The sequence below is a fragment of the Streptomyces hokutonensis genome (genome assembly GCF_000376565.1).
Lineage (GTDB): Bacteria > Actinomycetota > Actinomycetes > Streptomycetales > Streptomycetaceae > Streptomyces > Streptomyces hokutonensis.
This window is the reverse complement of record NZ_BARG01000087.1, coordinates 39,586-63,466: the sequence shown is the minus strand read 5'-3', so window position 1 is coordinate 63,466 and position 23,881 is coordinate 39,586. Positions and strand designations below refer to the sequence as shown.

The window sequence follows — 23,881 nt, the reverse complement described above, 5'->3', positions numbered from 1 at the left end:
CCGCACAGGAGTTGGCCCATGGTCACCGTCATCAGGATTCTGGCCCGTCGTATCGTCCTGCTCGTGCCGCTGATGCTCGGCATCGTGCTGTTCGTGTTCGTGGTGATGCGCTTCTCGGACGTCGACCCGGCGTCCGCGTTCTTCCAGGGCGCCAACCCGACCCCGCAGCAACTGCACGACTTCCGCGAGCGGAACGGGCTGCTGGATCCGCTCCCCCTCCGCTACGTCCATTTCGTGGGCGCGCTCCTCCACGGCGACCTGGGCACCAGCGCGCTGACCCGGGCACCGGTCGTCCAGCAGGTCACCACCGCGCTGCCGCTCACCCTCCAACTCACCTTCCTGGGACTGGCGATCGCGGTCGTGCTGTCTCTGCTCGGCGGGGTGACGGCGGCCATCTACCGGGACCGGCTGCCCGACCAGATCATCCGGGTCGTGTCGCTCACCGGAGTCGCGGCACCCGGCTTCTGGCTGGCGCTGCTGATGATCCAGTACCTGGCGGTGGACCGGGGCTGGTTCCCGACCGGCGGCTACATCAACCCGGCGGACTCCCTCACCGGCTGGCTCAGGACGATGGCCCTGCCGGCACTCGCGCTGTCGCTGCCGGTGGCGGCCCAACTCACGCGCATCGTACGGACGTCGGTGGTCGAGGAACTGGACAAGGACTACGTCCGGACGGCGATCGGCAGCGGACTGCCGCCGCGGGTCGTGGTCGGCCGCAACGTGCTCCGCAACGCCCTCATGAACCCACTGACCGTGCTGGGCCTGCGCGTTGGATACCTGCTCGGCGGTGCGGTCGTCATCGAGACCATCTTCTCCCTGCCCGGGATGGGCAAGTTGATGATCGACGCCGTGCAGAACGGCGACCCGGCCGTCGTCCAGGGCGTGGTGCTCACGACGGCGACCGGGTTCGTCGTGGTGAACCTGGTCATCGACATCCTCTATCTGCTGGTCAACCCGCGCCTGAGGGATGCCTCCTGATGTTCACTCAGTTCCCCCGGTTCTCCCGCAAGGGCCTCGCCGGGACCCTGTCCCGGCCCGGTATCCGGCTGCGCGGCTGGCGCCGGCTGCCGCTCGCGTCGAAGGTCGCGGTGTGCTTCCTGGCGGTCGTGGTGCTGGTGGCGCTGTTCGCGCCGCTCCTCGCCCCGCACGATCCGCTCGACCAGCAACTCCCCGTCGACGGCACCGGGCACCCCTCCGCGGACCACTGGATGGGCCAGGACAGCCTGGGCCGGGACATCCTCAGCCGCCTTATGTACGGCGCCCGTTGGTCCCTCGCGATCGGGCTCGGGGCGACCGCGCTGGCCCTCGTCGTCGGCGCGCTGATCGGCGCGATCGCCGCGACGGCCCGCAAGGGTGTCGACGAGACGCTGATGCGCTGCCTGGACGTGGTGATGGCGTTCCCCGGCATCGCGCTCGCGGCCGTCCTGGTCGCCGTGTTCGGCGGCGGGATCACCGTGCTGATCTGCGCGATCGCGTTCCTGTTCACCCCGCCGGTGGCAAGGGTCGTACGGGCCAACGTACTTGACCAGTACGGCGAGGACTACGTCACCGCCGAGCGGGTGATCGGCGCCCGCACCCCGCACATCGTGACCAAGCACGTGGCCGTCAACTGTGCCGCCCCGATCCTGGTGTTCTGCACCGTGCAGGTCGCCGAGGCGATCGTCTTCGAGGCGTCGCTGTCGTTCATCGGCGCGGGCGTACGGCCCCCGGACCCGTCGTGGGGCAGTGTCATCGCGGACGGCAAGAACATGGTGCTGACCGGGGGTTGGTGGGCGACGGTCTTCCCCGGCCTGCTGATGCTGATCACCGTACTGTCCCTGAACATACTGTCCGAGGGAGTCTCGGACGCGTGGGCGGCACCGGCCCCGCGCGAGGTGGACGTACGCCCCGACGAGGACCCGCTCGACGCGCCGGAGCCAGGCACCGGCGAGGTCCTCCCGCTCCCCGGCCTCACGGAGGCTGCGCTGCGACTCCGGTCCCGCGCGCGGCCGTTGCCCGACCCCGACGGTCAACCGGTCCTGGCGGTCGAGAACTTGGCCATCGGCTTCGAGGGCCGCCACCACGGCGTGGACATCGTCGACGGCATCAGCTTCGAGGTGCGGGCGGGTGAAGTCCTGGGCCTGGTGGGCGAGTCGGGCTGCGGGAAGTCGCTGACGGCGCTCGCGGTGATGGGCCTGGAACCGAAGGGCGCGCGGGTGCGCGGCCATGTCCGTTTCAACCAGCGCCAGTTGGTGGGCGAACCGATGCGGGTCCGCCGCAAGCTGCTGGGCCACGAGATGGCGATGGTGTACCAGGACGCCCTGTCGTCGTTGAATCCCGCGATGACGATCCGCGCCCAGCTCAAGCAGGTGATACGGCGCGGAGGCCGCCGGGGGGCGGGCGAGTTGCTGACGATGGTCGGCCTCGACCCGGAGCGCACCCTGCGCAGCTATCCGCACGAACTCTCCGGCGGCCAGCGCCAACGCGTCCTGATCGCCATGGCGTTGTCCCGCGACCCCCGACTGATCGTCGCCGACGAACCCACGACCGCCCTCGACGTCACCGTGCAGGCGCAGGTCATAGAGCTACTGCTGCGCCTGCGCGAGGAGTTGGGCTTCGCGCTCGTCCTCGTCTCGCACGACCTCGCGCTGATCGCCGACGTCACCGACCGGGTGGTGGTGATGTACGGCGGGCAGATCGTGGAGACGGGCGTGACCGCCGACCTGGTGGAGTCACCGGCCCACCACTACACGCGCGGCCTGCTCGGCAGCGTGCTGTCACTGGAGTCGGCGGCCGAACGCATGACCCAGATCAAGGGGGTCGTCCCCTCCCCCGCCGACTTCCCGGCCGGCTGCCGCTTCGCCGACCGCTGCCCGATGGCCAGCGACATCTGCCGTACGACCGCACCGGACCTGGTCGGACCGCGCACGCACACGGCGGCCTGCCACCACCCGGCGATCGACCTGGTGACGACGGAGAGCGAGACGGTGTCATGAGTGGCGCGGAGGTCGAACCGGAGACGGCCCGCGGTCAACTGGGCGGCCCTCTGGTCGAGTTGACCGGCGCCCATGTCGTGCACAAGGCGCGCAGCGGCGGTCTGTTCAGCCGCGACCGGGTCTACGCCCTGACCGGCGCCGATCTCACCATCGCGCCCGGCGAGACGGTCGGCGTGGTCGGCGAGTCCGGCTGCGGCAAGTCCACGCTGGCGAAGGTGTTGGTGGGCGTACAGCGGCCGACGTCCGGCACGGTGTCCTTCCGGGACCGGGACCTGTGGTCGATGCCGGACGGCGAACGCCGGGCCGCCGTGGGCACGGGCATCGGCATGATCTTCCAGGACCCGTCGACCGCGCTGAACCGCCGGCTGACGATCCGCCAGATACTGCGGGACCCGCTGGATGTGCACGGCCGGGGCGACCGGAGCCAACGGGACGAACGGGTACGGGAGTTGATGTCGCTGGTGGGCCTTCCGCGCGCGCTCGCGGACGGCCTCCCGGGCCAGCTCTCCGGCGGCCAGCGCCAACGCGTCGCGATCGCGCGGGCGTTGGCGCTGGACCCCGACCTGGTGGTGGCCGACGAACCGACCAGCGCCCTGGACGTCTCGGTCCGCGCCCAGATCCTGAATCTCCTGCTGGACCTGAAGGAACGGCTGGGCCTGGCCCTGGTGTTCGTGTCCCACGACATCCAGACGGTGCGGCGGATGAGCGACCGCGTGATCACCATGTACCTGGGCCGGATCGTCGAGGAGACCCCGGCCGACCAGGTCACCGACCGGGCGAGGCACCCGTACACCCGGGCCCTGTTCTCGGCGACGCCGGGCCTGCTCCACCCCATCGACCCGATTCCGCTGATCGGGCCGGTGCCGTCGGCGACGCGTCCGCCGAGCGGGTGCCCGTTCCGTACCCGCTGCTGGAAGGCGGACGAGGTGTGCGCGTCCGTCATGCCGGACTTTTCACCCGCGTCGACACCGGGACATCGCTACCGCTGCCACCATCCTGTGGAGGAGGACCTTTCCACCCGCGACCTGGTTCGCCAGAGCCTCCCAAGGGAGCCTTCATGACCTTCCCCGCCCCGCTGACCGGTGTCGTACCGCCCGTCTGCACGCCCCTGACACCGGACAGCGAGGTGGACATCCGTTCACTGCTCAGGCTCGTCGATCATCTGGTCGGGGCCGGGGTGCACGGGCTGTTCCTGCTCGGCTCGACCTCGGAGGCGGCGTATCTGACGGACCGGCAGCGCAGGTATGTCGTCGAGTCGGTCGTGGCTCATGTGGGGAGCCAACTCCCCGTACTGGCAGGGGCGATCGACATGACGACGCCCCGGGTTCTGGACCATGTGGCGGCGGTGGCGGACGCCGGTGCGGAGGCGGTCGTGGTGACCGCGCCCTTCTACACGCGCACCCACCCGGCGGAGATCGCCCGCCACTACCGTCTGATCGCCGCCGCGTCGCCGGTCCCGGTGGTGGCCTACGACCTTCCCGCCTCCGTCCACACCAAGCTGCCCGCCGACCTCGTCCTCGAACTCGCCGCCGAGGGTGTTCTGGCCGGCCTCAAGGACTCCAGCGGTGACCTCGGCGGCTTCCGTACGGTCGTCACCGGCGCGCGGGTCCATCCCGACATCGTGGGGTTCAGCGTGCTGACCGGTTCCGAGCTGTTCGTCGACTCGGCGCTGGCGCTGGGCGCGGACGGGGCGGTGCCTGGCCTCGCCAACGTCGACCCGCACGGGTATGTCCGGCTCGACGCGCTGTGCCGGGCCGGGGACTGGTCGCGGGCGCGGGCCGAACAGGAGCGGTTGTGCTCGTTGTTCGGGTTGGTGGGGGTCGGTGACCCGGCGCGGATGGGGGGCAGTTCGTCGGCCCTCGGGGCGTTCAAGGCGGCACTGCAGCTGCGGGGCGTGATCGAGTGCGCGGCGACTGCGGAGCCGCAGGTCGCATTGTCGGCGGATGAGGTGGGGCAGGTCGGGAAGTTCCTGGCGGCGGCGGGGCTGCTGTGACCGCCTGGGGGCTCCGCCCCCAGGGACGGTCACCCACCACTCAGCTCAGCCACGCCCACTCGCCGGAACTCGATCGTGTCGTACGTCCCCGTCACCCCCGTCTCGTACAACACCCCCACCGTGTCCGCCCCCACCCGCACCAGATCCGAGTACCCCGCCCGCTGTCCCGACAGCACGACCGCCTTCACGAAGGTCCCCCCACCGTCCCCGCTCCGCCAAATCGCCATCCCCTGGCGGACGTTGGGCACGGAAGGCGCCGAGAACAGCAACGCCCCGCCGGCTCCGGGGAGTTGGAGCACGCTGCCCTCCACCACCGGGACGTCGTCCAGCGTGTGCTGCACGGCGTAGGGCCGGTCAAGCGTCTCGCCCCCGTCGCTGGAGTACGTGTCGAGCCGGTTGCCCGGGCTCGTGCCCAGCTGGTCGCGGGAGCTGAAGTACAGCCGCCCGTCGGGGAGTTCGGCCGCCGAGGACTCGTTCGCGTTGTCGACGCCGTTGTACGTGGAGTCCACGAAGCCCAGCCGCCATGTCTCGCCCCCGTCGTCGCTGTACAGGTCGTGGCCGCCGTAGTACCTGGCCTCCTGCCCGGTGTCGGCCGAGCCGGCGGGCGGCGCGGCCGAGTGGTTCGCAGGGATCACCAACCGCCCCGCATGCGCACCCCGCGTCAGCGCGACCGCGTGCCCGGGACCTGTCGCGTACCAGCGCCAGGTCGGGAGTTTCACCTCCCCCGTGATGTCCCGCGGAGGCGTAAAAGTGCGCCCGTCGTCCCAGCTGCGCTGCACGAACACCCGGCGGCTCTGCTCGGCCGTGACCTCGCCGCGCATGATCTGGCCCTCGGTCACGGCACCGCTGTTGTAGGAGGTGACCAGCACGATCGCGCCGGTACGGGGGTCGACCACGGGGGCCGGGTTGCCCCGGGTGTCGCCGTCGCCGGCGGCCACGACGGACAGGGGGCCCCAGGTGCAGCCGCCGTCGCTGGAGCGCCGTAGGACGACGTCGATGTTGCCGGTGTCGCCCGCGTCGTTGTGGCGCCCTTCGGCGAAGGCGAGGACCGTGCCCTGGTCGGTGGTGACGGTCGCGGGGATGCGGTAGGTGTCGTAGCCGCCGTCTCCGGAGACGTAGGGGACGGAGGACGTGCAGCCGGAGCGCGCGGACGCGTGGGCGGCGAAGGTGATGGGGGCGGCCAGTACTGCGGCTACGAGAAGCGTGCGGCTCAGGATGGTCATCGCGCTCCCTTGCGGAGGTCGCCCCGCGCGGGGCGACGCCGACCTGTCCGTCACAGCCTCCCCGGTGTCACCATCCCGGACTCGTACGCCACGATCACCAGCTGGGCCCGGTCCCGCGCCCCGAGTTTGCCCATGATGCGGCTGACGTGCGTCTTCGCGGTGAGCGGACTCAGGCCCAACGCTTCGGCCACCTCGGTGTTGTTGAGGCCGCGCGCGACCAGGGCGAGCACTCCGCGTTCCCGCGCGGAGAGGCATTCGGGGCCGCCGGTGGCGGGCGCGACGGGGCTGCGCAGGAAACGGGCGATGAGCCGGGCCGTCGGACCGGGCGACAGAAGCGCCTCTCCGGCGGCCACCGTGCGGATCGCGTCGAGGAGTTCGGCCGGACGGGTGTCCTTGACCAGGAATCCGGAGGCGCCGGCGCGCAGCGCGTCGACCACGTTCTCGTCGGTGTCGTAGGTGGTCAGGACGAGGACCTTGACCCCGGCGAGGTCCTCGTCGGCGGCGATGAGGCGGGTGGCCTCGATGCCGTCGAGGTCGGGCATGCGGATGTCCATGAGGACGAGGTCGGCGCGTGACGTGCGGGCAAGCGCTACGGCCTCGCGACCGGTGGCGGCCTGTCCGACGACCTCCATGTCCTTGGCCGATTCGACGAGCATGGCGAACGCGGCCCGTACGAGGGTCTGGTCGTCGGCGAGGAGAACGCGGATGGCGGTCACCGTGCTCCCTCGCTGTGTGCCCGCAGGGGCAGTACGGCGTTCACGGCGAAGCCCGCCGCGTCCAGCGGCCCGGCGCTCAGCGTGCCGCCGACGCTGCGGACCCGTTCGCGCATGCCGACAAGACCGAAGCCGGGCGGAGCGGAGCCGCTGCCGAGTCCGTCGTCGGTGACGTCCACGTGCAGGGCGCCGTCCCAGTCGTGCGTGACGTCGCCAGCTCCGACGCGAACGGCGCGGCCAGCGCGAGCACCCCGATCCAGAACGCGAGCACCCCCCAGGGGATGGCTCGTCGCCGTGTGCTGCTCTTCTCTCTTCCTCTGTTCGGCCCCCGTGACTCCTCCCCGGCGTAAAAGCCGGGGCTTCTCGCTATGCCGGTTGGGCGTCGCGACGGACCAGCCCGGCCCGTAGAACGTTCAGGGCGCCCACCGCGTCAGCGTGCGCGCTGTGGCCGCACGAGACGCAGTGGAACTTCTCCTGGGTGGGCCGGTTCTCCGCTGAGACGTGCCCGCAGGTGGGGCAGGTCCGGGAGGTGTTGCGGGGGTCCACGGCGATCACTTCTCGTCCGGCGCTTTCAGCCTTGGCGTGCAGGATCGTCAGGAACACCCCCCATCCGGCATCCGAGATCGAGTGGTTCAACCCGGCTTTGGCGGCAGCCCCGTTGGACAGGAAGCCGCCTGGCTGGTCAGGGTCCGACTTCGGGGTGGGGGCCTTGACCATATTGCGGATCTTGAGGTCTTCGTGCGCGATGAAGTCGTGTTTGCGGACCAGATCGAGGGCTGTCTTGTGCGCGTGGTCGAGCCGCTGGAGACGTACCTTGCGGTGGAGTTGGACGACCTGGTCCGCGGCACGCTGGTGGTTGGCTGTGCGCTTGTCCCGCCGAACCCGGGGAAAGCGGGACAGCGCCTGCTGTGCGGCTTCGAGCTTCGCGGCGGCGCGCCGTCCGTGGCGGGGATTCGGCACGAACTCACCGCCCGAGTCAGCGAGGAAGTTGGCTATGCCCATGTCGATACCGACCGCGCTGCCGGTCTGCGGCAGCGGCTTGGGCTGTTCCTGTTCGGCGGTCAGCACGACGTACCAGCGCCCGCCCTCGCGCTTGACGCTGACGGTCTTGACCGTGCCGGCCACCGGACGGTGCTGGTTGACCTTGACGTGCCCGACACCCTGGAAACGGACGCGGGTCACGGGGTCGTGTGGCGTGGAGTCCCAACGGCAGCCGTCGCCGTCCCTGGGGAAGTCCACCGTGTCGAACCAGTTCACCCCACGAAAACGCGGATACCCGGGCATCACCGGACTTGACCCGGCGGAAGAACGCCGCGAACCCTTTGTCCAGACGGCGCAAGGTGGCCTGCTGCGAAGAGAACGACCACCGACCCTGACGCTCCGGGTCAAACGCCCGGATCTCCTTGAGCTGCGCGGACTGCGTCCTGTACTTGATGCTCGTCTTCGAGCCGTGGCCGTAGGCGTCGCGCCGTTCCTGCAAGGCTCCGTTGTAGAGGGAGCAGTGATCCCGCAGCATCTCGACGAGCGCGGCCTGCTGGCCCACTTGGTGTTCATCACCAAGTATCGGCGTGAGGTCTTCAACGACGAGATGCTGACGCGCTGCGAGGCGATCATGCGGGACGTGTGCGAGAGCTTCGGCGCGGAGTTGGCCGAGTTCAACGGCGAAGGCGATCACACTCACCTGCTGGTGCACTACCCACCGAAGATCGCCCTGTCGAAGCTGGTCAACAGCCTCAAAGGAGTCAGCTCCCGCTACCTGCGCGCCGAGTACACCGGGCGGATCAACCGCGTCGGCACGGGGTCGGTGTTCTGGGCACACTCGCCCTTCGTGGGGTCGTGCGGCGGCGCACCACTGAGCATCGTCAAGGACTACATCGAGAATCAGAAGCGCCCCGCCTGATCACCACCGCCGAAACACAGAGAACTCCGGCGCTGCGCACCTCCGGGCCGAGGATCGCATTCCCGCCCTGCCTGAAGATCGGGATTCCCTGCGAAGACCAAGGGGTGGAACGGCCCCATCCGACGCGGATGTCTGGCTGCGATCTCCAGACTTCCGGAGCGGGAGGGCCGCGTCGTCGCACGGGAGGGCGACTTCCGGCGTACTGCCGGGGGTGGCCGGGGCAGCCGTATTACTCCCCCGGGAGTAGCGGGCGGATCGGGGTTACGAGGGTGTCCGCGCCGCCGCCAGCAGCCGTGTCACGTCGTCCGAGCAGATGGTGAGGGCCGCGCCCACGGTGGCGAGGGCGTCGCGTTCGGCGGGGGTGTAGGGGCCGTCGGCCAGGGCGATGCGGGCGCCCTGGAGCAGGATCGATTCGCGGCCTGCGGGGGCGAGGTGCGGGGCGAGCGGGTCGAGGGCCTCGTGGAGCTCTATGGCGAGGCCGGCGCCGCTGGGTTCGCCGAAGACGCGGCCGGTGTCGGCGGCCAGGGCCTCGACGAGGGCGCCGAGCTGGTCCTCGGTGCAGTCCTGGAAGCCGGCGGCGCGTACGGTGCCCGCGGCGGCCTCCAGGGACGTACGGGCGCAGGTGCCGCCGGCCGCGAGGACCGCGAGGGCGACCGTGTGGACGGCGTCGCGGAGCATCGCGGAGAAGCGGCTCGTGGTGGGGTGGTCGAGGACGTCGGTGCCGTAGTGGCCCTGGCAGGCGGCGCACTCGACGACCGGTCCGGTGTCGCCGCGCGGCAGCACCGGCAGGCCGAGCAGGGTGAAGCGGCGGCGTCCGGTGAGCCGCTGGTAGTTGCGGTCGCCCCCGCAGCCCGGGCAGAAGAACTCGCCGTCTCCGACGCTGGTCCACGCGGTACGGATGCCCAGCACGCGCGCTGCACGGCCCTCATGGACAACTCGGCCGTTTCGTCCCCGTTCTGGCAGCACGTCGCACCTCCGTAACGCCGCGGCAACATCGCCGCGCTGGCGTGATGTTAGCCACATTGTTGAGCTGGAGTCAGTACCCAGGACGAGACCTGCTCGTGACCTGCACATCGAATGGCCGGGAAACGACGGGGCCCCGCCCGCCGGAGAGCGGCGTGCGGGGCCCTTGAGCGACGGGTAAACCGCCGGTCAGGATGGTTCAGCGGGTAGCGCGGTTGACGGCCGAGACGACCGCCTTCAGTGAGGCACGTGTCGTATTCGCGTCGATCCCGATTCCCCACAGAACCTTGTCGTCGATCGCGCATTCGATGTACGAGGCGGCCTGCGCGGAGGCGCCCTCGCTCATCGTGTGCTCCTGGTAGTCCAGCAGGCGTACGTCGATGCCGACGGACTGCAGGGCGTCGAAGAAGGCGGAGATCGGGCCGTTGCCGGAGCCGGTCAGGACGGTGTCGACGCCGTCGACGCTCGCCTCCACCTTGAGCGTGTCCACGCCGTCGGTGTCGGTGGTCGACTGGCCGGTCTTGACCTGGATACGGCCCCAGGCGTTGTCCGGGTTCGGCAGGTACTCGTCCTCGAAGGTCGCCCAGATCTCCTTCGGGGTGACCTCGCCGCCCTCGGCGTCCGTCTTGGCCTGGATCAGCTTGGAGAACTCGATCTGCATCCGGCGCGGCAGGTCCAGCTTGTGGTCGTTCTTCAGGACGTACGCGATTCCGCCCTTGCCGGACTGCGAGTTGACCCGGATGACGGCCTCGTAGGAGCGGCCGACGTCCTTCGGGTCGATCGGCAGGTACGGGACCGCCCACTCGATGTCGTCGACCGTGACGCCCTTGGCCTTGGCGTCGGCCTCCATGGCGTCGAAGCCCTTCTTGATGGCGTCCTGGTGGGAGCCGGAGAAGGACGTGTAGACCAGGTCGCCCACGTACGGGTGGCGCGGGTGGACCTCCATCTGGTTGCAGTACTCCCACGTACGACGGATCTCGTCGATGTCGGAGAAGTCGATCTGCGGGTCGACGCCCTGGGAGAACAGGTTCATGCCCAGGGTGACCAGGTCGACGTTGCCGGTGCGCTCGCCCTGCCCGAACAGGCAGCCCTCGACGCGGTCGGCGCCGGCCATCAGCGCCAGCTCGGCGGCGGCGACGGCCGTACCGCGGTCGTTGTGCGGGTGGATCGACAGCACCACGTGCTCGCGGCGGGACAGGTTGCGGTGCATCCACTCGAAGCGGTCCGCGTGCGTGGACGGGGTCGAACGCTCAACGGTGGCGGGCAGGTTGAGGATGATCTCGCGGCCCGGGCCGGGCTGCCAGACGTCCATGACCGCCTCGCAGACCTCCAGCGCGAAGTCCAGCTCGGTGTCCGTGAAGATCTCGGGGCTGTACTGGTAGCCGAACTCGGTCTCGGGGCCCAGCAGTACGTCGGCGTACTTCATCACCAGGCGGGTGCCGTCGACGGCGATCTGCTTGATGTCGTCCTTGGAGCCGCGGAAGACCACGCGGCGGAAGACGGGCGCGGTCGCGTTGTACAGGTGCAGGGTGGCGCGCTTGGCGCCCTGCAGGGACTCCACGGTCCGCTCGATCAGGTCCTCGCGGGCCTGGGTCAGTACGGAGATCGTGACGTCGTCCGGGATCGCGCCCTCTTCCTCGATGATGGAGCGCACGAAGTCGAAGTCGGTCTGGCCGGAGGCCGGGAAGCCGACCTCGATCTCCTTGTAGCCCATCTTGACCAGCAGGTCGAACATCGCGCGCTTGCGCACGGGCGACATGGGGTCGATCAGGGCCTGGTTGCCGTCACGCAGGTCGGTGGAGAGCCAGCGGGGGGCGACGGTGATCCGCCGGTCGGGCCAGGTGCGGTCGGGGATGTCGACCTGCTCGTACTGGCCGTACTTGTGGATCGGCATGGAACTGGGCTGCTGGCGATTGGCGCTCTGGGCCATGATGCGTGGGCTCCTCGTGGTGTCCTGAAGGACGGCCGACGCGCAACGCGAAGCTCCGCGGGGAGGGAGTCGACCTGGACTACAGGCCCTCGCCGCGGCAGCTAAGGAGAAGCAGCCCGTAACGCATGATGTCCAGCAGACTAGCCGAGACGTGCGCCGTGCGGGGGGCCGTATCACTATGCGGGACATCCCCGGCCGTATACCACTCTCTGCTACGAGACTGTGATGATTGTCCCCGTATTTCACCAATCATGGTTGCCGGTAGTGACAGGCGCATGACTCAGTGCCAAGGTGCCGGGCATGACGACTCACGGGGGCTTCGAGCCCGTCTTCTGCACGATCGTCCCACCGCATGTCCTCGACAAGCTCGCCCAGCACGAGGACCCCGCGCTCGCCGGTCCCGCCCGCGAGACCCTGCAGCGCGACGCCTACGAGCGCACCCACCGTCGGCTGACCACCGTGCTCGGCGCACCGACGCTCGCCGCGCCCACCGAGACGGACAAGCCGCGGCGCACGATCTACGACGCCAAGCACAAGCAGGACCTGCCCGGAAAGAAGGTCCGCGCCGAGGGCTCCGACCCCGGCAAGGACGCGACCGTCAACCGCGCCTACGCGGGCCTCGGCGCCACCTTCGAGCTCTACCTCAACGCCTTCAACCGGCACTCCATCGACGGTGAGGGCCTGCCGCTCAACGCCTCCGTCCACTACGACGTGAACTACGACAACGCGTTCTGGAACGGCGAACAGATGGTGTTCGGCGACGGCGACGGCGAGCTGTTCCTCGACTTCACCATCCCGGTCGACGTCATCGGTCACGAACTCACCCACGGCGTCACGCAGTACACCGCGAACCTGACCTACTTCGGCCAGTCCGGCGCCCTGAACGAGTCGATCTCCGACGTCTTCGGCTCGCTCATCAAGCAGTACTCGCTCGGCCAGACCGCCGCCGAGGCCGACTGGCTGATCGGCGCCGGCCTGCTCGCCCCGCGCGTCACCGGCGTCGCCCTGCGCTCCATGAAGGCCCCGGGCACGGCCTACGACGACGACGCCCTCGGCAAGGACCCGCAGCCCGCGACGATGGACGGCTTCATCAAGACCGGGCGCGACAACGGCGGTGTGCACCTCAACTCCGGCATCCCCAACCACGCCTTCTACCTGGTCGCCGACGCGCTCGGCGGCCACGCCTGGGAGAAGGCGGGACAGATCTGGTACGACGTGCTGACCGGCGGCGAACTCAAGAAGGACGCCCTGTTCACCGACTTCGCCACGCTCACCGTGGCCGCCGCGAAGACCCGGTTCGGGGACGGCGGCGAGGAACTGCAGGCCGTGCAGAAGGCGTGGGAACAGGTCGGCGTGCCGACCTCGTAGTCGCGCGGCACCCGTATCCGTACTAGACAGGACCCATGCGTATTCAGGTACGGCGCACGGGTGGGTTCGGTGGCATCGAGCGCCGCGGCGAGGTCGACACCTCGGCGCGGCCCGACGCCCATGAGTGGCACGCGCTGGCCGAGCGGGTGGTCGCCGACGGCCGGCGCACGCCGAAGTCCGGTGTCCCGGACGGCTTCCACTACGAGATCACGGTGGACGGGAAGACCGTGTACACGGCCGACCCCAGTCTTACGGAGGAGCAACGGACGCTGATCCAGAGGGTGTTGAAGGAAGGTGCGTAACTGCTTGTTCACGCCCGCCCGTTGACACCCGTTACCACCGGTACGGATGATCCGGCGCATGGCGACTGATGCAGGCAACCCGATACCTCGGTTCCCGGCCGATTTCCTCTGGGGCGTCTCGACCTCGGCCCACCAGATCGAGGGCGCGGCCGACGAGCGCGAGCCCTCCGTCTGGGACGTGTTCGAGGCCGAGCCGGGCCGGATCAAGGACGGTTCGACGGCGGCGGTGGCCTGCGACCACTTCCACCGCCACCGCGAGGACGTGGCCCTCCTGGCCGGCCTCGGCGTGGACGCGTACCGCTTCTCGATCTCCTGGCCGCGGGTGAACTCCCCCGGCGGCCTCGACTTCTACGACCGTCTCGTCGACGACCTGATCGCGGCGGGCGTCCGACCCGTCCCGACCCTGTTCCACTGGGACCTCCCGGCCGGGCTTGACTGGCTGGAGCGGGACACGGCCTCGCGGTTCGCGGAGTACGTGTCGGTGGTCGCCGACCGCCTGGGCGACCGGGTGAAGAAGTGGATCACCCTCAACGAGCCCGCGGAACACACCCTGTTGGGGCACGCGCTGGGCGCCCACGCCCCGGGGAAGACCCTGCTCTTCGACGCGCTCCCGGTCGCCCACCACCAGCTCCTCGCCCACGGCCTGGCGGTAAGGGCCCTGCGCGCGGCCGGTGCCGGCGACATCGGGATCGCCAACTCCCACGGCCCGACCTGGCCGGCCTCGCAGGAGCCGGAGGACATCGAGGCGGCGAACTTCTACGACCTGCTCCTGAACCGCCTGTTCGCCGACCCCCTGATCCTCGGCGAATACCCCTCCGGTCTGGGCGAGTTGATGCCGGGCGACGTGGAGTCCGACCTGAAGGTGATCGCCGAGCCGATCGACTGGTACGGCGTCAACTACTACGCACCGAGCCGGGTCGGCGCACCCCAGGGCGCGGAGATCGAGTTCGGCGGACTCACCCTCCCCGCCGAACTCCCCTTCTCCGTAAGGGACATCGAGGGGGTCCCGGTCACCGACTTCGGCTGGCCGGTGGTCCCCGAGGGCCTCACCGAACTCCTCACCACCTTCCGCGACCGCTACGGCGACCGCCTCCCGCCCGTCGTCATCACCGAGAACGGCTGCTCCTACGACGGCCTCGACGACCAGGACCGGATCGCCTACCTCGACGGCCATGTCCGGGCGCTGCACGGGGCGTTGGAGGCGGGCGTGGACGTCCGCGGCTACTTCGTGTGGTCGCTCCTCGACAACTTCGAGTGGGCGGAGGGCTACGAGCGCCGCTTCGGCCTCGTCCACGTCGACTACGAGACGCTGGCGCGCACCCCGAAGACGTCGTACGGCTGGTTCCAGGGCCTGCTGCGGGCCCAGAGAGAACGGGTACAGGGATGACCACGGCCGACGCGGCGGACGCGCTCTCCGCGCCCAGCGCCCTCGCCGAGCCCGTCGAACGCGTCGGCCGGGGCTGGACGTCCGCGCTCTCGCTCGCCAACGGCGCGATCTGGGTGGGCTGGTACGGCCCGCTGCAGATCCTGCTGGCCTCCCAGGCGAAGGACTTCGCGCCGGGCACCGGCATGTCTAAGGAGACGATGCTGGCGTGGGTGACCGGCGCGGGCGCGCTGGTGTCCCTGGTCGCCAATCCGCTCTTCGGCGCGCTGTCCGACCGTACGACGTCCAGGTGGGGCCGCCGTACGCCGTGGATAGTGGCCGGGGCGGCGGGCGGGGCGCTGTCGTTGCTGCTGCTCGCGGGCGCGGGCGGGGTGTGGACGATGGCGGCCGGCTGGTGCCTGGTCCAACTCACCCTGAACGCGGCCTTCGCGGCGGTCACGGCGGCCGTCCCCGACCGCGTGCCGCGCCTCCAACGGGGCTCTGTGGGCGGCTGGTTGGGCGCCGCGCAGATCCTGGGCGTGGTCGGCGGAACGGGGCTTGCGACGGCGGCCGGGGGCATCGGGGCGGGCTATGTGGCGTGCGCGGTGTTCACGGCGGTGGGCGTACTGCCGTACGTGCTGCGCTACAAGGACCTGCAACTCCGCCCGGCGGACCGGCCGTTGTGGTCCTGGCGGGGTTTTGTGAAGGGCTTCTGGCTGAGCCCGCGCCGCTATCCCGACCTCGGCTGGGCATGGCTGACCCGCTTCCTGATCAACCTGAGCAACGCGCTGGTGCTGCTGTATCTGCTGTATTACCTGCGCGACCGCCTGCACTACCACGACCCCGACCAGGGCGTCCTGATCCTGACGGCGGTGAACGGCCTGACACTCCTGGCCACGGTCGTGGTCGGTGGGGTCTGGTCCGACCGGGTCGGCCGCCGCAAGCCGTTCGTGATCTGGTCGGGTGTGCTCATGGCGGTGGCGACGGCGGTTCTCGCGGGCTGGCAGACCTGGCCCGGCGCGGTGGCCTCGGCGGCCCTCCTGGGCATCGGCTTCGGCGTCTTCACGTCGGTGGACTTCGCCCTGATGACGGACGTTCTCCCGAAGGCCCTGGACCGCGGCAAGGACCTCGGCGTCATCAACGTCGCCAACGCCCTTCCCCAGGTCGCGGCCCCCGCCCTCGCCGCACCGATCGTCACCTATCTGGGCGGGTACCGGGTGCTGTATCTGGTGTCGGCGGTGATCGGGATGGCGGGGGCGTTGCTGGTGCGGCGGATTCGGGGGGTGGACTGAGGCGGGTCAGAGGGCGCCGGCGTCCCGGGCCGCCCAGACGGACGGGTACAGCGGGCGGTAGCCCAGCTCTCGTTTGATCCGCTCGGTGGACATGATCCCGAACCACGGGTCGGGATCCGTGTGCTCGTGGAGTGCGGCGGGCACCTCGACGCCGTTGAGGTGGTGCAGCTCGACCGCCGTCACCGGGGCGTCGTCGGCGATGTTGTAGATCCGGCCGGCGACTCCCGGCGCGTACAGCAGCCGCAGCAGGCCCTGGGCGACGTCCGCGTGGTGGCCCATGTGGAGGCGCTGGGCCGCTGCCCAATTGCTCGCCCACATGAGGGAGTTGGCGAGGTGGGGGTCGCCCTCGCCGTAGACGAAGGGGAGGCGGGCGACGCGGACGTCCATGGTGTCGAGAGCGAGGAGCTCGCGTTCGGCGGCCACCTTCGACTCGTTGTAGGCGCCCCATATCTTGCCGCCGGGCCGGCTCTCGTCCTCCTCGGTCAGCGGGCGCCCGCGTCCCACGCCGTACACCATTCCGGTGCTCACCTGCACGAAGCGCCGTACGCCCGAGGCCAGCGCGGCCTTCCCCAGGGCGACCGCCGCCTCGTGGTTGACGGCCCAGGCCTCCTCGTCCGGTACGCCGCGGAAGGACGCGGCGACGTTCACGACCGCGTCGACGCCGGAGACCGCCTTGCCGAGGGCGTCGGTGTCGCGCAGATCACCTACGACGACCTCGGCGCCCAGTTCCGCAAAGCGCTCGGCGCGGGCCGCGTCCCGCACGGTCACCCGCACCTGCTCCCCTGCCCTCGCCTGCGCCAGCAGCCTCGGTACGAAGCGGCGGCCGACCTGTCCCGTCGCGCCTGTCACCAGTGTCAGCATCATGTGCTCCTCTCGTCCCGACCAGCCTTGGGCAGCCGGGCCGCGGCCGGGAGAGACCTTCCGATCAGGGGATCGGCAGTCCCTGGATAAGCCGGGCGGGCTGCCGCACGCTGGAAGCGTGAACCGAGCCGAACTCGCCGACTTCCTGCGCCGGGGCCGGGCCCGCCTCGACCCCTCCGACGTGGGCCTCACGGCAGGCGCCCGCCGCCGTACGCCCGGTCTGCGCCGCGAGGAGGTGGCGCAGCTCGCCGGGATGTCCGTGGACTACTACACGCGCCTCGAACAGTCCCGTGGCCCGCGCCCGTCCCGCCAGATGCTCACGGCACTGGCCCGCGCGCTGCGGCTCACGGACGACGAACGCGACCACCTCTTCCACCTCACGGGCGAGGAACCGCCGCGCCGGGGCGGCGGGACCGCGCACCTGCGGCCGGCCCTCCTGCTGGTCCTGGACCGGCTGCACGACACCCCGGCGCACGTGTCCAGCGACTGCGGCGAGGTGATCGCGCAGAACGCGATGGCACGGGCCCTGTCGGGCGATGCGTTCGCCCGCCCGCCCCGGGAGCGCAACATGCTCCGCCGCTTCTTCCTGGACCCCGCCTCACGGGAACTGTTCCCACCGGAGGACATCCCGGAGCACGCCCGCGCCCACGTGGCGAACCTCCGGGCCGTGGCCGCGGCCCGCCCCGACGACCCGGAACCGGCCGCGCTCGTCGCCGAACTACGGGCGGGCAGCGAGGAGTTCGCCCACCTGTGGGACCAGCACGAGGTGGCCGTACGACGACAGTCCACGAAGCGCTTCCGCCACCCCCTGGTCGGCCTCCTGGAACTGGACTGCGAGGTCCTCCTCAACCAGGACGCCCACCACCTCCTGATCATCCACACGGCCCGCCCGGGAACGGAGTCCTACGAACGGCTCCAACTGCTGCGGGTGATAGGCGTGCAGGACATGTCGGAAATCAGCCCCTCCGGCGTCTGAGGAGCGGGGGCTGGGGCGGAGCCCCAGAGGGACGGGCCGGGTAGGGGCGGCGGGGGCGAGAGACTCTCAGAACCCCAGCTTCCGCAGCTGCCGAGGATCCCGCTGCCAGTCCTTCGCCACCTTCACGTGCAGGTCCAGGAACACCGGCGTCCCCAGCAACGCCTCGATCTGCTTGCGCGACTTGATCCCGACCTGCTTCAGCCGCGCCCCCTTCGGCCCGATGATGATGCCCTTCTGGCTGGGCCGCTCGATGTAGACGAAGGCGTGGATGTCGAGGAGGGGCTTGTCGGCGGGCCGGTCCTCGCGGGGCAGCATCTCCTCGACGACGACGGCGATGGAGTGCGGGAGTTCGTCCCGCACACCCTCCAGTGCCGCCTCCCGGATCAGTTCCGCGATCATGACCTGCTCGGGCTCGTCGGTGAGGTCACCCTCGGGGTAGAGCGCCGGCCCCTCCGGCAGCAGCGGGACAAGCAGGTCCGCCAGCAGATCCACCTGCTGGTCCGCGACCGCCGACACCGGCACGATCTCCGCCCACTCGAACCCCAGCTCCTTGCCGAGCTGGTCGATGGCGATGAGCTGCTCGGCGAGGGTCTTGGAGTCGACGAGGTCGGTCTTCGTGACGATCGCGATCTTCGGCGTCTTCTTGATGGACGCCAGTTCCTTCGCGATGAAACGGTCGCCCGGGCCGAGCTTCTCGTTCGCCGGCAGGCAGAAGCCGATGACGTCGACCTCGGCCCACGTCGTGCGGACGATGTCGTTGAGCCGCTGCCCGAGCAGTGTGCGCGGCTTGTGCAGGCCAGGGGTGTCGACCAGGATCAGCTGCGCGTCCGGCCGGTGGACGATGCCGCGGACCGTGTGCCGCGTGGTCTGCGGCTGGTTGGCGGTGATCGCCACCTTCTGGCCGACCAGAGCATTCGTAAGGGTGGACTTGCCCGCGTTGGGGCGGCCCACGAAGCAGGCGAAGCCGGCGCGGTGAGGAGCCTCGGACGGCTTGGATGACGGGGTACGAACGCTCATGGCGCCCATTGTCCCTGATCCACAGGCCCGCGCCGCACAACAGTCCACCGGAGCCTCACACGGTGAGCTTTCGGTAACCCCGACGCAATGAAACGTCACGGAAACACGGACGTGCACAACCGGAAACCCGGGCCGGTGACCCTCTGACGAGCCCCCACACCGTTGGAGACGACCGTGACGACCGTGACCCCCGCCGCCGCACTCGCCGCCGGGCGCATCGACACCGGCGACACCGCCTGGCTGCTCGCCGCCACCGCCCTGGTCCTGCTGATGACCCCGGGCCTGGCCCTCTTCTACGGCGGCATGGTCCGCACGAAGAGCGTCCTCAACATGCTGATGATGAGTTTCGTGTCGATCGCCCTGGTCACGGTGGTGTGGCTGGCGGCCGGTTACTCGCTCGCCTTCGGCGACGACCTCGGCGGCGGGCTCATCGGCGGCCTCAAGCACGCCGGCATGGCGGGCCTCGGCCCGGACTCCGTCCACGGCACCGTCCCCACCCTCCTCTTCGCCACCTTCCAGCTCACCTTCGCGATCATCACGGCCGCGCTGATCAGCGGCGCGGTCGCGGACCGCGTGCGGTTCGGGGCGTGGCTGGTGTTCGTGCCCGTGTGGGCGCTGCTCGTATACGTTCCCGTCGCGCACTGGGTGTGGGGCCCGGGCGGCTGGATCGCGGCGCACCTCGGCGCCCTGGACTTCGCGGGCGGCCTCCCGGTCGAGATCACCTCGGGCGCCTCGGGCCTGGCCCTGTGCCTGGTGGTCGGCCCCCGCCTCGGCTTCAAGAAAGATGCCATGCGGCCGCACAACCTCCCCATGGTCATGCTGGGCGCGGGCCTGCTCTGGTTCGGCTGGTTCGGCTTCAACGCGGGCTCCGCGCTCGGCGCCAACGGCCTCGCCGCCGCGGCCTTCCTCAACACCCTCGCCGCCGGCTGCACCGGCCTGCTCGGCTGGCTCTTCGTCGAGCAGAAGCGCGACGGCCACCCCACCACCCTGGGCGCGGCCTCCGGCGCGGTCGCGGGCCTGGTCGCGATCACCCCGTCCTGCGGCTCGGTCTCACTGCTGGGCGCGCTGGTCGTCGGCCTCGCCGCCGGTGCCGTCTGCTCGTACGCGGTCGGCTGGAAGTTCAGGCTCAACTACGACGACTCGCTCGACGTCGTCGGCGTCCACCTGGTCGGCGGCGTCATCGGCACCCTCCTGATCGGCGTCTTCGCGGTCACCTCGATGACCGGCGGCCCGGAAGGTCTTCTCTACGGCGGCGGGCTCGCCCAGCTCGGCAAGCAGCTGGTGGCCGTGGTCGCCGTAGGGGCGTACGCGTTCCTCGTGACGTACGGGATCGGGAAGCTGCTCGACCGGGTGATGGGGCTGCGGGCGAGTGAAGAGGAGGAGCGGACGGGTCTGGACCTTACGGTGCACGCCGAGACCGCATACGATCACGGCGTCCTGGGGCACGGAGCCCCGGTCAGCCCGTCCGTCCCCTCCCTCCAGAAGGTCACGTCCCAGGCATGAAGCTCATCACCGCGATCGTCAAGCCGTACCGCCTCGACGAGGTCAAGACGGCGCTCCAGGAGCTCGGCGTGCACGGCCTGACCGTCACCGAGGCCAGCGGCTACGGCCGGCAGCGCGGCCACACCGAGGTGTACCGGGGCGCCGAGTACCGCGTCGACCTCGTGCCGAAGGTGCGGATCGAGGTCGTCGTCGACGACGCGGACTCGGAGGCCGTGATCGACGCGGTCGTCAAGGCCGCGCAGACGGGGAAGATCGGGGACGGGAAGGTGTGGTCGATTCCGGTGGAGACGGTCGTACGGGTACGGACGGGCGAGCGCGGCCCCGACGCGCTCTGACCGCCAGCACTCCCCCGACGAACCCGACCGCGAGCAGCAGCGCCGCCGCGAGCCAGGGAAGCGCGAAGAACGACGCGCTCGCCGACTGCTTCGTACCCGTCGCGCTCGCGGTCAACGTGATGTCGCCCCAGTCGAGTTGGGGCGCGCCCTTCCACGGCTCGGTCAGCTTCACGCTCTGCCCGGGCAGCAACTCGGCCGGGATACGGGTGAGTCCGCGCGAGAGCAGCGTCCGGCCGAACAGGCCCTGCGCCTTCAGCGTCACCTTCGGGTCGAGGGTGACGTTGCCGGTGTTGTGCAGCGTGTAGGAGATCGTCGCGTCGCTGCTCCCCAACCCCGGTACCAGCGGCTGGTGATGGGAGATGTGGACGTGCTCGACGGCGAGCGCGGGGAGCGTCGGACCGCTGACCCGGAGGTAGACACGGGCGCCGACGGCCCGCTGCACGCCGAGCGCGAGTGATCCGTCGCCCTTGTCGACGCGTTCGTCAAGAGCCACCAATGCGCCCGGGTGGTCGCCGGGTTCGGCCCCTTCGGGCACGTGCAGGGTGAACGGCACGGTAACTGTCTTGTGGGCGGGCACAGTTACCCGGGACTTCGCGGGCTTCGCCCATGCGCCGACGCCCCGCATCCTCTCCTTCACCGTCCGCACGGCGAACCCGCCGTCGCGCGCGGTGTTGTAGGCGTCGGCCGCGTACAGCCGGAAGGTGAGGGGCTGCGCGGTCTTGTTGGCGACGACCACCTTGTCCTGGATGGTCTGGCCGGGATCGGCGGAGAGATAGAAGTACGGCCGCGCGGCGATCTGCGAGGCGGCCGGGTACACGGACCAACTGCCGTTGTCCGCCGCGTAGGTGGAGGGCGCGGCGAGCATACCGAGGCAGAGGCTCAGGAGGAGGACGTACAGCTTGCGCATGGGTGCGGACCCCCACGGACGTGGTGTGTGGCGGTCGGGCGGGTGCGGGCGCCCGGCCACCGGAGGTGAGTTCGGACGGTCAGGTGAGCGTGAGCGTCAGAACGCCGGAGTACGAGCCCGGAGGCGTGAACGCCGGTACGTTCAGGGAGAGTCCGGCGTCGACGGTGAACTGGCCGCCGGTGACCGTACCGTCGGGCGTGGACGCGAGCGTCGCTCCCGAACCGCCCACCGTGCCCGCCGAACCGGCGACGCAGGTGCTCGGGCTGCCCGCCTTGGTGGCGCAGGCGGGTGTCCAACTCAGCGCCCCGGCATCGATCTTGGCGCCGGGACCGGTGAAGTCGGTGACCTTGCCGGTCAGGGACCAGCCCGCGGGTCCGCCGCGGAAGTCCTGGACCGTCACCGTGTTCAGGGCGCCCGTGGAGGCACCGCCCTTGCCGAAGTCGACGGCGGAGAGGCCCACGGCGTCCCCGGCCTGCGACATCGACAGAGTGCCCGCCTTGACGGTGGTCGTCAGCTTCTGACTCCCCGGCGGCACGGGCGTGGTGTCGTTGACGACATAGGCGGCCGGACCGGCACCCAGATCGGCACTCCACGCACTGCCCTCGTACGCCACGATCCCGGTCGTCGTCTTGTCGTTGACGGTGAGCGAACCGCTGATGGTGCCGGCGCTGGTGGCCGTGACGGTCGCCGTGTCCGCGGTCTGCGCGCTGCCGGAGCGCCCGGCCAGGGTCACGGTGGCACCCGGGGTGAAGTTGCTGCCGGTGACGGTGACGCTGTCACCGGCGTTGCCGGAGGCCGAACTCAGGCTGATCGCACGGGTGTTGACCGGGACGGTGGCGGTCGCGGTGACCGTCTCCGAGACCGGCGCCGGCGGGTTCGTCACCGTGCAGGGGGTGTCCAGCTCCAGGATGTAGCTGGTGTGGATGTTGTAGTCGCCGGGCGAGAGGGTGATCGCGCCCGGAGTGGTGACCGTGAAGGTGCCGGTCATGGAGAACGACGGGAAGGCGCCGTTGCCCGGCACCGGGTCGTTCTTCTTGGGCCCGGCGACCGTGACACTGCCGGTCTGGGCACCGCCGAGGGTGACCTTCCCGGTCGGCGTCATGATGTCGGCCGGCAGGGCGATCGCGGTCGGGTTGCTGGCGGCCGGCTTGACCACCGTGTACGTCACGGTGACCGTGTCGCCGACCTTGGGCGCGGCGTTGTCCACCGTGATCGCGGCGGTCGTGGTGCCGTCGATCGGCGGGATGCCCGCGACCGCCGGCGGGATGCAGTGCGTGGCGAAGTCCACGTTCGTCGACGCGCCGGCCGGACAGGCCAGCGCGCCGCCCGTGGCGACCGCGAGCGCGGTCACCCCGAGCAACGACGCCCAACGGCGTCTTCGGGATGTCGTAGCCATGGCTGTGCCCCCTCCTGAGGACGGTGGGCACAGCGGCTCGTCCGCGCCCACAGGGGGCATTGATGTGGGGATCGCGTGAGAAGTCAATGGAGACGGACAAATAAACTGATGGGCCGTCAGCTCCCGCCCCAACGGCAGGAGTTGACGGCCCAGTTGAGCCCGTGGGGGGAATTGTCGGGCGACTTCTCAGTCGAACACGAACGGACCCGGCGACTGCGCCGCGGTGGCCGTACAGGTCACCGCGATACCGAAGATGGTCATCTTCAGCGAGCCGCCGTACGCCTCCAGGCTGTCACCGGAGGCGACGGTGCCACTGAGCGGACCGACGGTGACGGCGTCGCCGGTCGCCATGGCCGGGTTCACCGTCCCGCTGAAGACGGTCGTGCCGCCGCTCGCGTTCACGAAGGTGAAGGTGGAGGCGATCGAGTCCTGCGCCAGGGCCAGCGGGGCGGTGATGGACGAGTTGACGGTGATGGTGGCCGCCGTCCCGTCCTGCGTGGCCGTGAGCGTGGCCGCGCCGCCGCCGAAGATGCCGCAGTCCGCGGTGATCGTCGCCGTCTGGGGAGTGACGGCGAGCGCGCTGGGCGCGAACGCCAGCGAGGTGGCCGCGAGGACCCCCGTCACCAGTGCCGCACCCGTTCCGATTCGCTTGCTTCTCAGCTTGCCTTTCATGGATCCGGTTCCCTTCCCGAGTCTGGGAATGCCATGTGGGGATGGACGGGAGAAACACCTCAGCTCCCCTCACGGACGCGGTGCGGTGCGCCACGCGAGCAGAATCTGACGGTCCGTCGGAACTTACGGTTCCATTGATGCGCGGGAGACGGGGGGAGAGCAAGGGCGAAATCTGGACGGCAACTTTTTGGA

21 protein-coding genes and 2 pseudogenes are annotated in these 23,881 nt (G+C 70.3%); 12 read left to right on the top strand and 11 right to left on the bottom strand.

Annotated features, from left to right (window positions below):
* Nucleotides 1–18: 18 nt before the first annotated feature.
* Genes SSP08S_RS44495 through SSP08S_RS44480 form a run of 4 tightly spaced genes read left to right on the top strand, consistent with a single transcriptional unit; the run spans nucleotide 19 to nucleotide 4,968 of the window.
* The gene (locus SSP08S_RS44495; RefSeq protein WP_019074127.1) at nucleotides 19–978 is read left to right on the top strand and encodes an ABC transporter permease; all 960 of its coding nucleotides are present in this window, start codon (nucleotides 19–21) and stop codon (nucleotides 976–978) included.
* Complete coding sequence (locus tag SSP08S_RS44490; RefSeq protein ID WP_019074126.1) at nucleotides 978–2,975, top strand: dipeptide/oligopeptide/nickel ABC transporter permease/ATP-binding protein; 1,998 nt, start codon at nucleotides 978–980, stop codon at nucleotides 2,973–2,975. The genes SSP08S_RS44495 and SSP08S_RS44490 overlap by 1 nt, the downstream gene beginning before the upstream one ends.
* Nucleotides 2,972–4,036 carry an oligopeptide/dipeptide ABC transporter ATP-binding protein gene (locus tag SSP08S_RS44485; RefSeq protein ID WP_019074125.1) on the top strand — a complete coding sequence of 355 codons (1,065 nt, stop codon included), beginning with the start codon at nucleotides 2,972–2,974 and terminating at the stop codon, nucleotides 4,034–4,036. The genes SSP08S_RS44490 and SSP08S_RS44485 overlap by 4 nt, the downstream gene beginning before the upstream one ends.
* Nucleotides 4,033–4,968, top strand: a complete 936-nt coding sequence (locus SSP08S_RS44480; RefSeq protein ID WP_019074124.1) for a dihydrodipicolinate synthase family protein — start codon at nucleotides 4,033–4,035, stop codon at nucleotides 4,966–4,968. Before SSP08S_RS44485 ends, SSP08S_RS44480 begins: the two co-directional genes overlap by 4 nt.
* Before the next feature lie 29 nt (nucleotides 4,969–4,997).
* On the opposite strand, the gene SSP08S_RS44475 is transcribed toward SSP08S_RS44480, so the two are convergent.
* The 4 genes and pseudogenes from SSP08S_RS44475 to SSP08S_RS57175 form a co-directional block, all read right to left on the bottom strand.
* The gene (locus tag SSP08S_RS44475; protein ID WP_019074123.1) at nucleotides 4,998–6,191 is read right to left on the bottom strand and encodes a sialidase family protein; all 1,194 of its coding nucleotides are present in this window, start codon (nucleotides 6,189–6,191) and stop codon (nucleotides 4,998–5,000) included.
* Nucleotides 6,192–6,241: 50 nt separating this feature from the next.
* Complete coding sequence (locus tag SSP08S_RS44470; protein WP_019074122.1) at nucleotides 6,242–6,907, bottom strand: response regulator; 666 nt, start codon at nucleotides 6,905–6,907, stop codon at nucleotides 6,242–6,244.
* Nucleotides 6,904–7,107: pseudogene (locus tag SSP08S_RS44465) on the bottom strand (ATP-binding protein); the annotation flags it as partial. The pseudogene SSP08S_RS44465 and the gene SSP08S_RS44470, both read right to left, overlap by 4 nt.
* 163 nt (nucleotides 7,108–7,270) lie before the next feature.
* A pseudogene (locus tag SSP08S_RS57175) lies at nucleotides 7,271–8,468 on the bottom strand (RNA-guided endonuclease InsQ/TnpB family protein).
* Here SSP08S_RS57175 and tnpA point away from each other — a divergent pair.
* Nucleotides 8,406–8,804 carry an IS200/IS605 family transposase gene (gene tnpA, locus SSP08S_RS44450; RefSeq protein WP_019074118.1) on the top strand — a complete coding sequence of 133 codons (399 nt, stop codon included), beginning with the start codon at nucleotides 8,406–8,408 and terminating at the stop codon, nucleotides 8,802–8,804. The pseudogene SSP08S_RS57175 and the gene tnpA sit on opposite strands and share 63 nt — an antisense overlap.
* 261 nt (nucleotides 8,805–9,065) lie before the next feature.
* On the opposite strand, the gene SSP08S_RS44445 is transcribed toward tnpA, so the two are convergent.
* The gene (locus SSP08S_RS44445) at nucleotides 9,066–9,770 is read right to left on the bottom strand and encodes a TerB family tellurite resistance protein (RefSeq protein WP_026179368.1); all 705 of its coding nucleotides are present in this window, start codon (nucleotides 9,768–9,770) and stop codon (nucleotides 9,066–9,068) included.
* Nucleotides 9,771–9,966: 196 nt separating this feature from the next.
* Nucleotides 9,967–11,697, bottom strand: coding sequence for a 2-isopropylmalate synthase (gene leuA, locus SSP08S_RS44440; protein WP_019074116.1), 1,731 nt, complete (start codon nucleotides 11,695–11,697; stop codon nucleotides 9,967–9,969).
* A 300-nt stretch (nucleotides 11,698–11,997) separates the two neighbouring features.
* Between leuA and SSP08S_RS44435 the strand changes: the two genes are divergently transcribed.
* The 4 genes from SSP08S_RS44435 to SSP08S_RS44420 are packed head-to-tail and all read left to right on the top strand — an operon-like array spanning nucleotide 11,998 to nucleotide 16,022.
* Nucleotides 11,998–13,065, top strand: coding sequence for a M4 family metallopeptidase (locus SSP08S_RS44435; protein ID WP_019074115.1), 1,068 nt, complete (start codon nucleotides 11,998–12,000; stop codon nucleotides 13,063–13,065).
* A 35-nt stretch (nucleotides 13,066–13,100) separates the two neighbouring features.
* Nucleotides 13,101–13,367, top strand: coding sequence for a protealysin inhibitor emfourin (locus tag SSP08S_RS44430; protein WP_019074114.1), 267 nt, complete (start codon nucleotides 13,101–13,103; stop codon nucleotides 13,365–13,367).
* Between the two features lie 46 nt (nucleotides 13,368–13,413).
* Nucleotides 13,414–14,754 carry a GH1 family beta-glucosidase gene (locus SSP08S_RS44425; protein ID WP_078532744.1) on the top strand — a complete coding sequence of 447 codons (1,341 nt, stop codon included), beginning with the start codon at nucleotides 13,414–13,416 and terminating at the stop codon, nucleotides 14,752–14,754.
* Nucleotides 14,751–16,022, top strand: a complete 1,272-nt coding sequence (locus SSP08S_RS44420; protein ID WP_019074112.1) for an MFS transporter — start codon at nucleotides 14,751–14,753, stop codon at nucleotides 16,020–16,022. The genes SSP08S_RS44425 and SSP08S_RS44420 overlap by 4 nt, the downstream gene beginning before the upstream one ends.
* Nucleotides 16,023–16,028: 6 nt before the next feature.
* Here SSP08S_RS44420 and SSP08S_RS44415 read toward each other — a convergent pair whose 3' ends face one another.
* Nucleotides 16,029–16,883: an NAD-dependent epimerase/dehydratase family protein gene (locus SSP08S_RS44415; protein ID WP_026179367.1), complete on the bottom strand. Its 855-nt coding sequence runs from the start codon at nucleotides 16,881–16,883 to the stop codon at nucleotides 16,029–16,031.
* 118 nt (nucleotides 16,884–17,001) lie between these two features.
* On the opposite strand from SSP08S_RS44415, the gene SSP08S_RS44410 reads away from it, so the two are divergent.
* Complete coding sequence (locus tag SSP08S_RS44410; RefSeq protein WP_019074110.1) at nucleotides 17,002–17,859, top strand: helix-turn-helix transcriptional regulator; 858 nt, start codon at nucleotides 17,002–17,004, stop codon at nucleotides 17,857–17,859.
* 66 nt (nucleotides 17,860–17,925) lie between these two features.
* On the opposite strand, the gene era is transcribed toward SSP08S_RS44410, so the two are convergent.
* The gene (gene era, locus SSP08S_RS44405; RefSeq protein ID WP_019074109.1) at nucleotides 17,926–18,885 is read right to left on the bottom strand and encodes a GTPase Era; all 960 of its coding nucleotides are present in this window, start codon (nucleotides 18,883–18,885) and stop codon (nucleotides 17,926–17,928) included.
* Between the two features lie 153 nt (nucleotides 18,886–19,038).
* Here era and SSP08S_RS44400 point away from each other — a divergent pair, with 153 nt between their 5' ends.
* Together SSP08S_RS44400 and SSP08S_RS44395 are read left to right on the top strand one after the other, a co-directional pair.
* On the top strand, nucleotides 19,039–20,379 hold the full coding sequence (locus SSP08S_RS44400) for an ammonium transporter (protein WP_019074108.1): 1,341 nt from the start codon (nucleotides 19,039–19,041) through the stop codon (nucleotides 20,377–20,379).
* Complete coding sequence (locus tag SSP08S_RS44395) at nucleotides 20,376–20,714, top strand: P-II family nitrogen regulator (RefSeq protein ID WP_019074107.1); 339 nt, start codon at nucleotides 20,376–20,378, stop codon at nucleotides 20,712–20,714. Before SSP08S_RS44400 ends, SSP08S_RS44395 begins: the two co-directional genes overlap by 4 nt.
* Here SSP08S_RS44395 and SSP08S_RS57170 read toward each other — a convergent pair.
* The 3 genes from SSP08S_RS57170 to SSP08S_RS44380 form a co-directional block, all read right to left on the bottom strand.
* Entirely contained in the window at nucleotides 20,608–21,621 is a 1,014-nt protein-coding gene (locus SSP08S_RS57170) for a WxL protein peptidoglycan domain-containing protein (RefSeq protein ID WP_019074106.1), read from the bottom strand. The genes SSP08S_RS44395 and SSP08S_RS57170 overlap by 107 nt on opposite strands.
* 79 nt (nucleotides 21,622–21,700) lie before the next feature.
* A complete protein-coding gene (locus tag SSP08S_RS44385; RefSeq protein ID WP_026179365.1) occupies nucleotides 21,701–23,017 on the bottom strand; it encodes a beta-xylosidase in 1,317 nt (438 codons plus the stop codon).
* 186 nt (nucleotides 23,018–23,203) lie between these two features.
* Nucleotides 23,204–23,689: a hypothetical protein gene (locus tag SSP08S_RS44380; RefSeq protein ID WP_019074104.1), complete on the bottom strand. Its 486-nt coding sequence runs from the start codon at nucleotides 23,687–23,689 to the stop codon at nucleotides 23,204–23,206.
* Nucleotides 23,690–23,881 lie beyond the last annotated feature (192 nt).

What these genes read in the sequence shown, in the direction of transcription:
- SSP08S_RS44380 (WP_019074104.1), bottom strand. Translation starts at nt 23,689, where the DNA reads ATGAAAGGCAAGCTGAGAAGCAAGCGAATCGGAACGGGTGCGGCACTG.
- SSP08S_RS44490 (WP_019074126.1), top strand. Translation starts at nt 978, where the DNA reads ATGTTCACTCAGTTCCCCCGGTTCTCCCGCAAGGGCCTCGCCGGGACC.
- SSP08S_RS44495 (WP_019074127.1), top strand. Translation starts at nt 19, where the DNA reads ATGGTCACCGTCATCAGGATTCTGGCCCGTCGTATCGTCCTGCTCGTG.
- leuA (WP_019074116.1), bottom strand. Translation starts at nt 11,697, where the DNA reads ATGGCCCAGAGCGCCAATCGCCAGCAGCCCAGTTCCATGCCGATCCAC.
- SSP08S_RS44475 (WP_019074123.1), bottom strand. Translation starts at nt 6,191, where the DNA reads ATGACCATCCTGAGCCGCACGCTTCTCGTAGCCGCAGTACTGGCCGCC.
- SSP08S_RS44485 (WP_019074125.1), top strand. Translation starts at nt 2,972, where the DNA reads ATGAGTGGCGCGGAGGTCGAACCGGAGACGGCCCGCGGTCAACTGGGC.
- SSP08S_RS44425 (WP_078532744.1), top strand. Translation starts at nt 13,414, where the DNA reads ATGATCCGGCGCATGGCGACTGATGCAGGCAACCCGATACCTCGGTTC.
- SSP08S_RS44420 (WP_019074112.1), top strand. Translation starts at nt 14,751, where the DNA reads ATGACCACGGCCGACGCGGCGGACGCGCTCTCCGCGCCCAGCGCCCTC.
- SSP08S_RS44430 (WP_019074114.1), top strand. Translation starts at nt 13,101, where the DNA reads ATGCGTATTCAGGTACGGCGCACGGGTGGGTTCGGTGGCATCGAGCGC.
- SSP08S_RS44415 (WP_026179367.1), bottom strand. Translation starts at nt 16,883, where the DNA reads ATGCTGACACTGGTGACAGGCGCGACGGGACAGGTCGGCCGCCGCTTC.
- SSP08S_RS44480 (WP_019074124.1), top strand. Translation starts at nt 4,033, where the DNA reads ATGACCTTCCCCGCCCCGCTGACCGGTGTCGTACCGCCCGTCTGCACG.
- SSP08S_RS44395 (WP_019074107.1), top strand. Translation starts at nt 20,376, where the DNA reads ATGAAGCTCATCACCGCGATCGTCAAGCCGTACCGCCTCGACGAGGTC.
- SSP08S_RS44385 (WP_026179365.1), bottom strand. Translation starts at nt 23,017, where the DNA reads ATGGCTACGACATCCCGAAGACGCCGTTGGGCGTCGTTGCTCGGGGTG.
- SSP08S_RS44435 (WP_019074115.1), top strand. Translation starts at nt 11,998, where the DNA reads ATGACGACTCACGGGGGCTTCGAGCCCGTCTTCTGCACGATCGTCCCA.
- era (WP_019074109.1), bottom strand. Translation starts at nt 18,885, where the DNA reads ATGGGCGCCATGAGCGTTCGTACCCCGTCATCCAAGCCGTCCGAGGCT.
- SSP08S_RS57170 (WP_019074106.1), bottom strand. Translation starts at nt 21,621, where the DNA reads ATGCGCAAGCTGTACGTCCTCCTCCTGAGCCTCTGCCTCGGTATGCTC.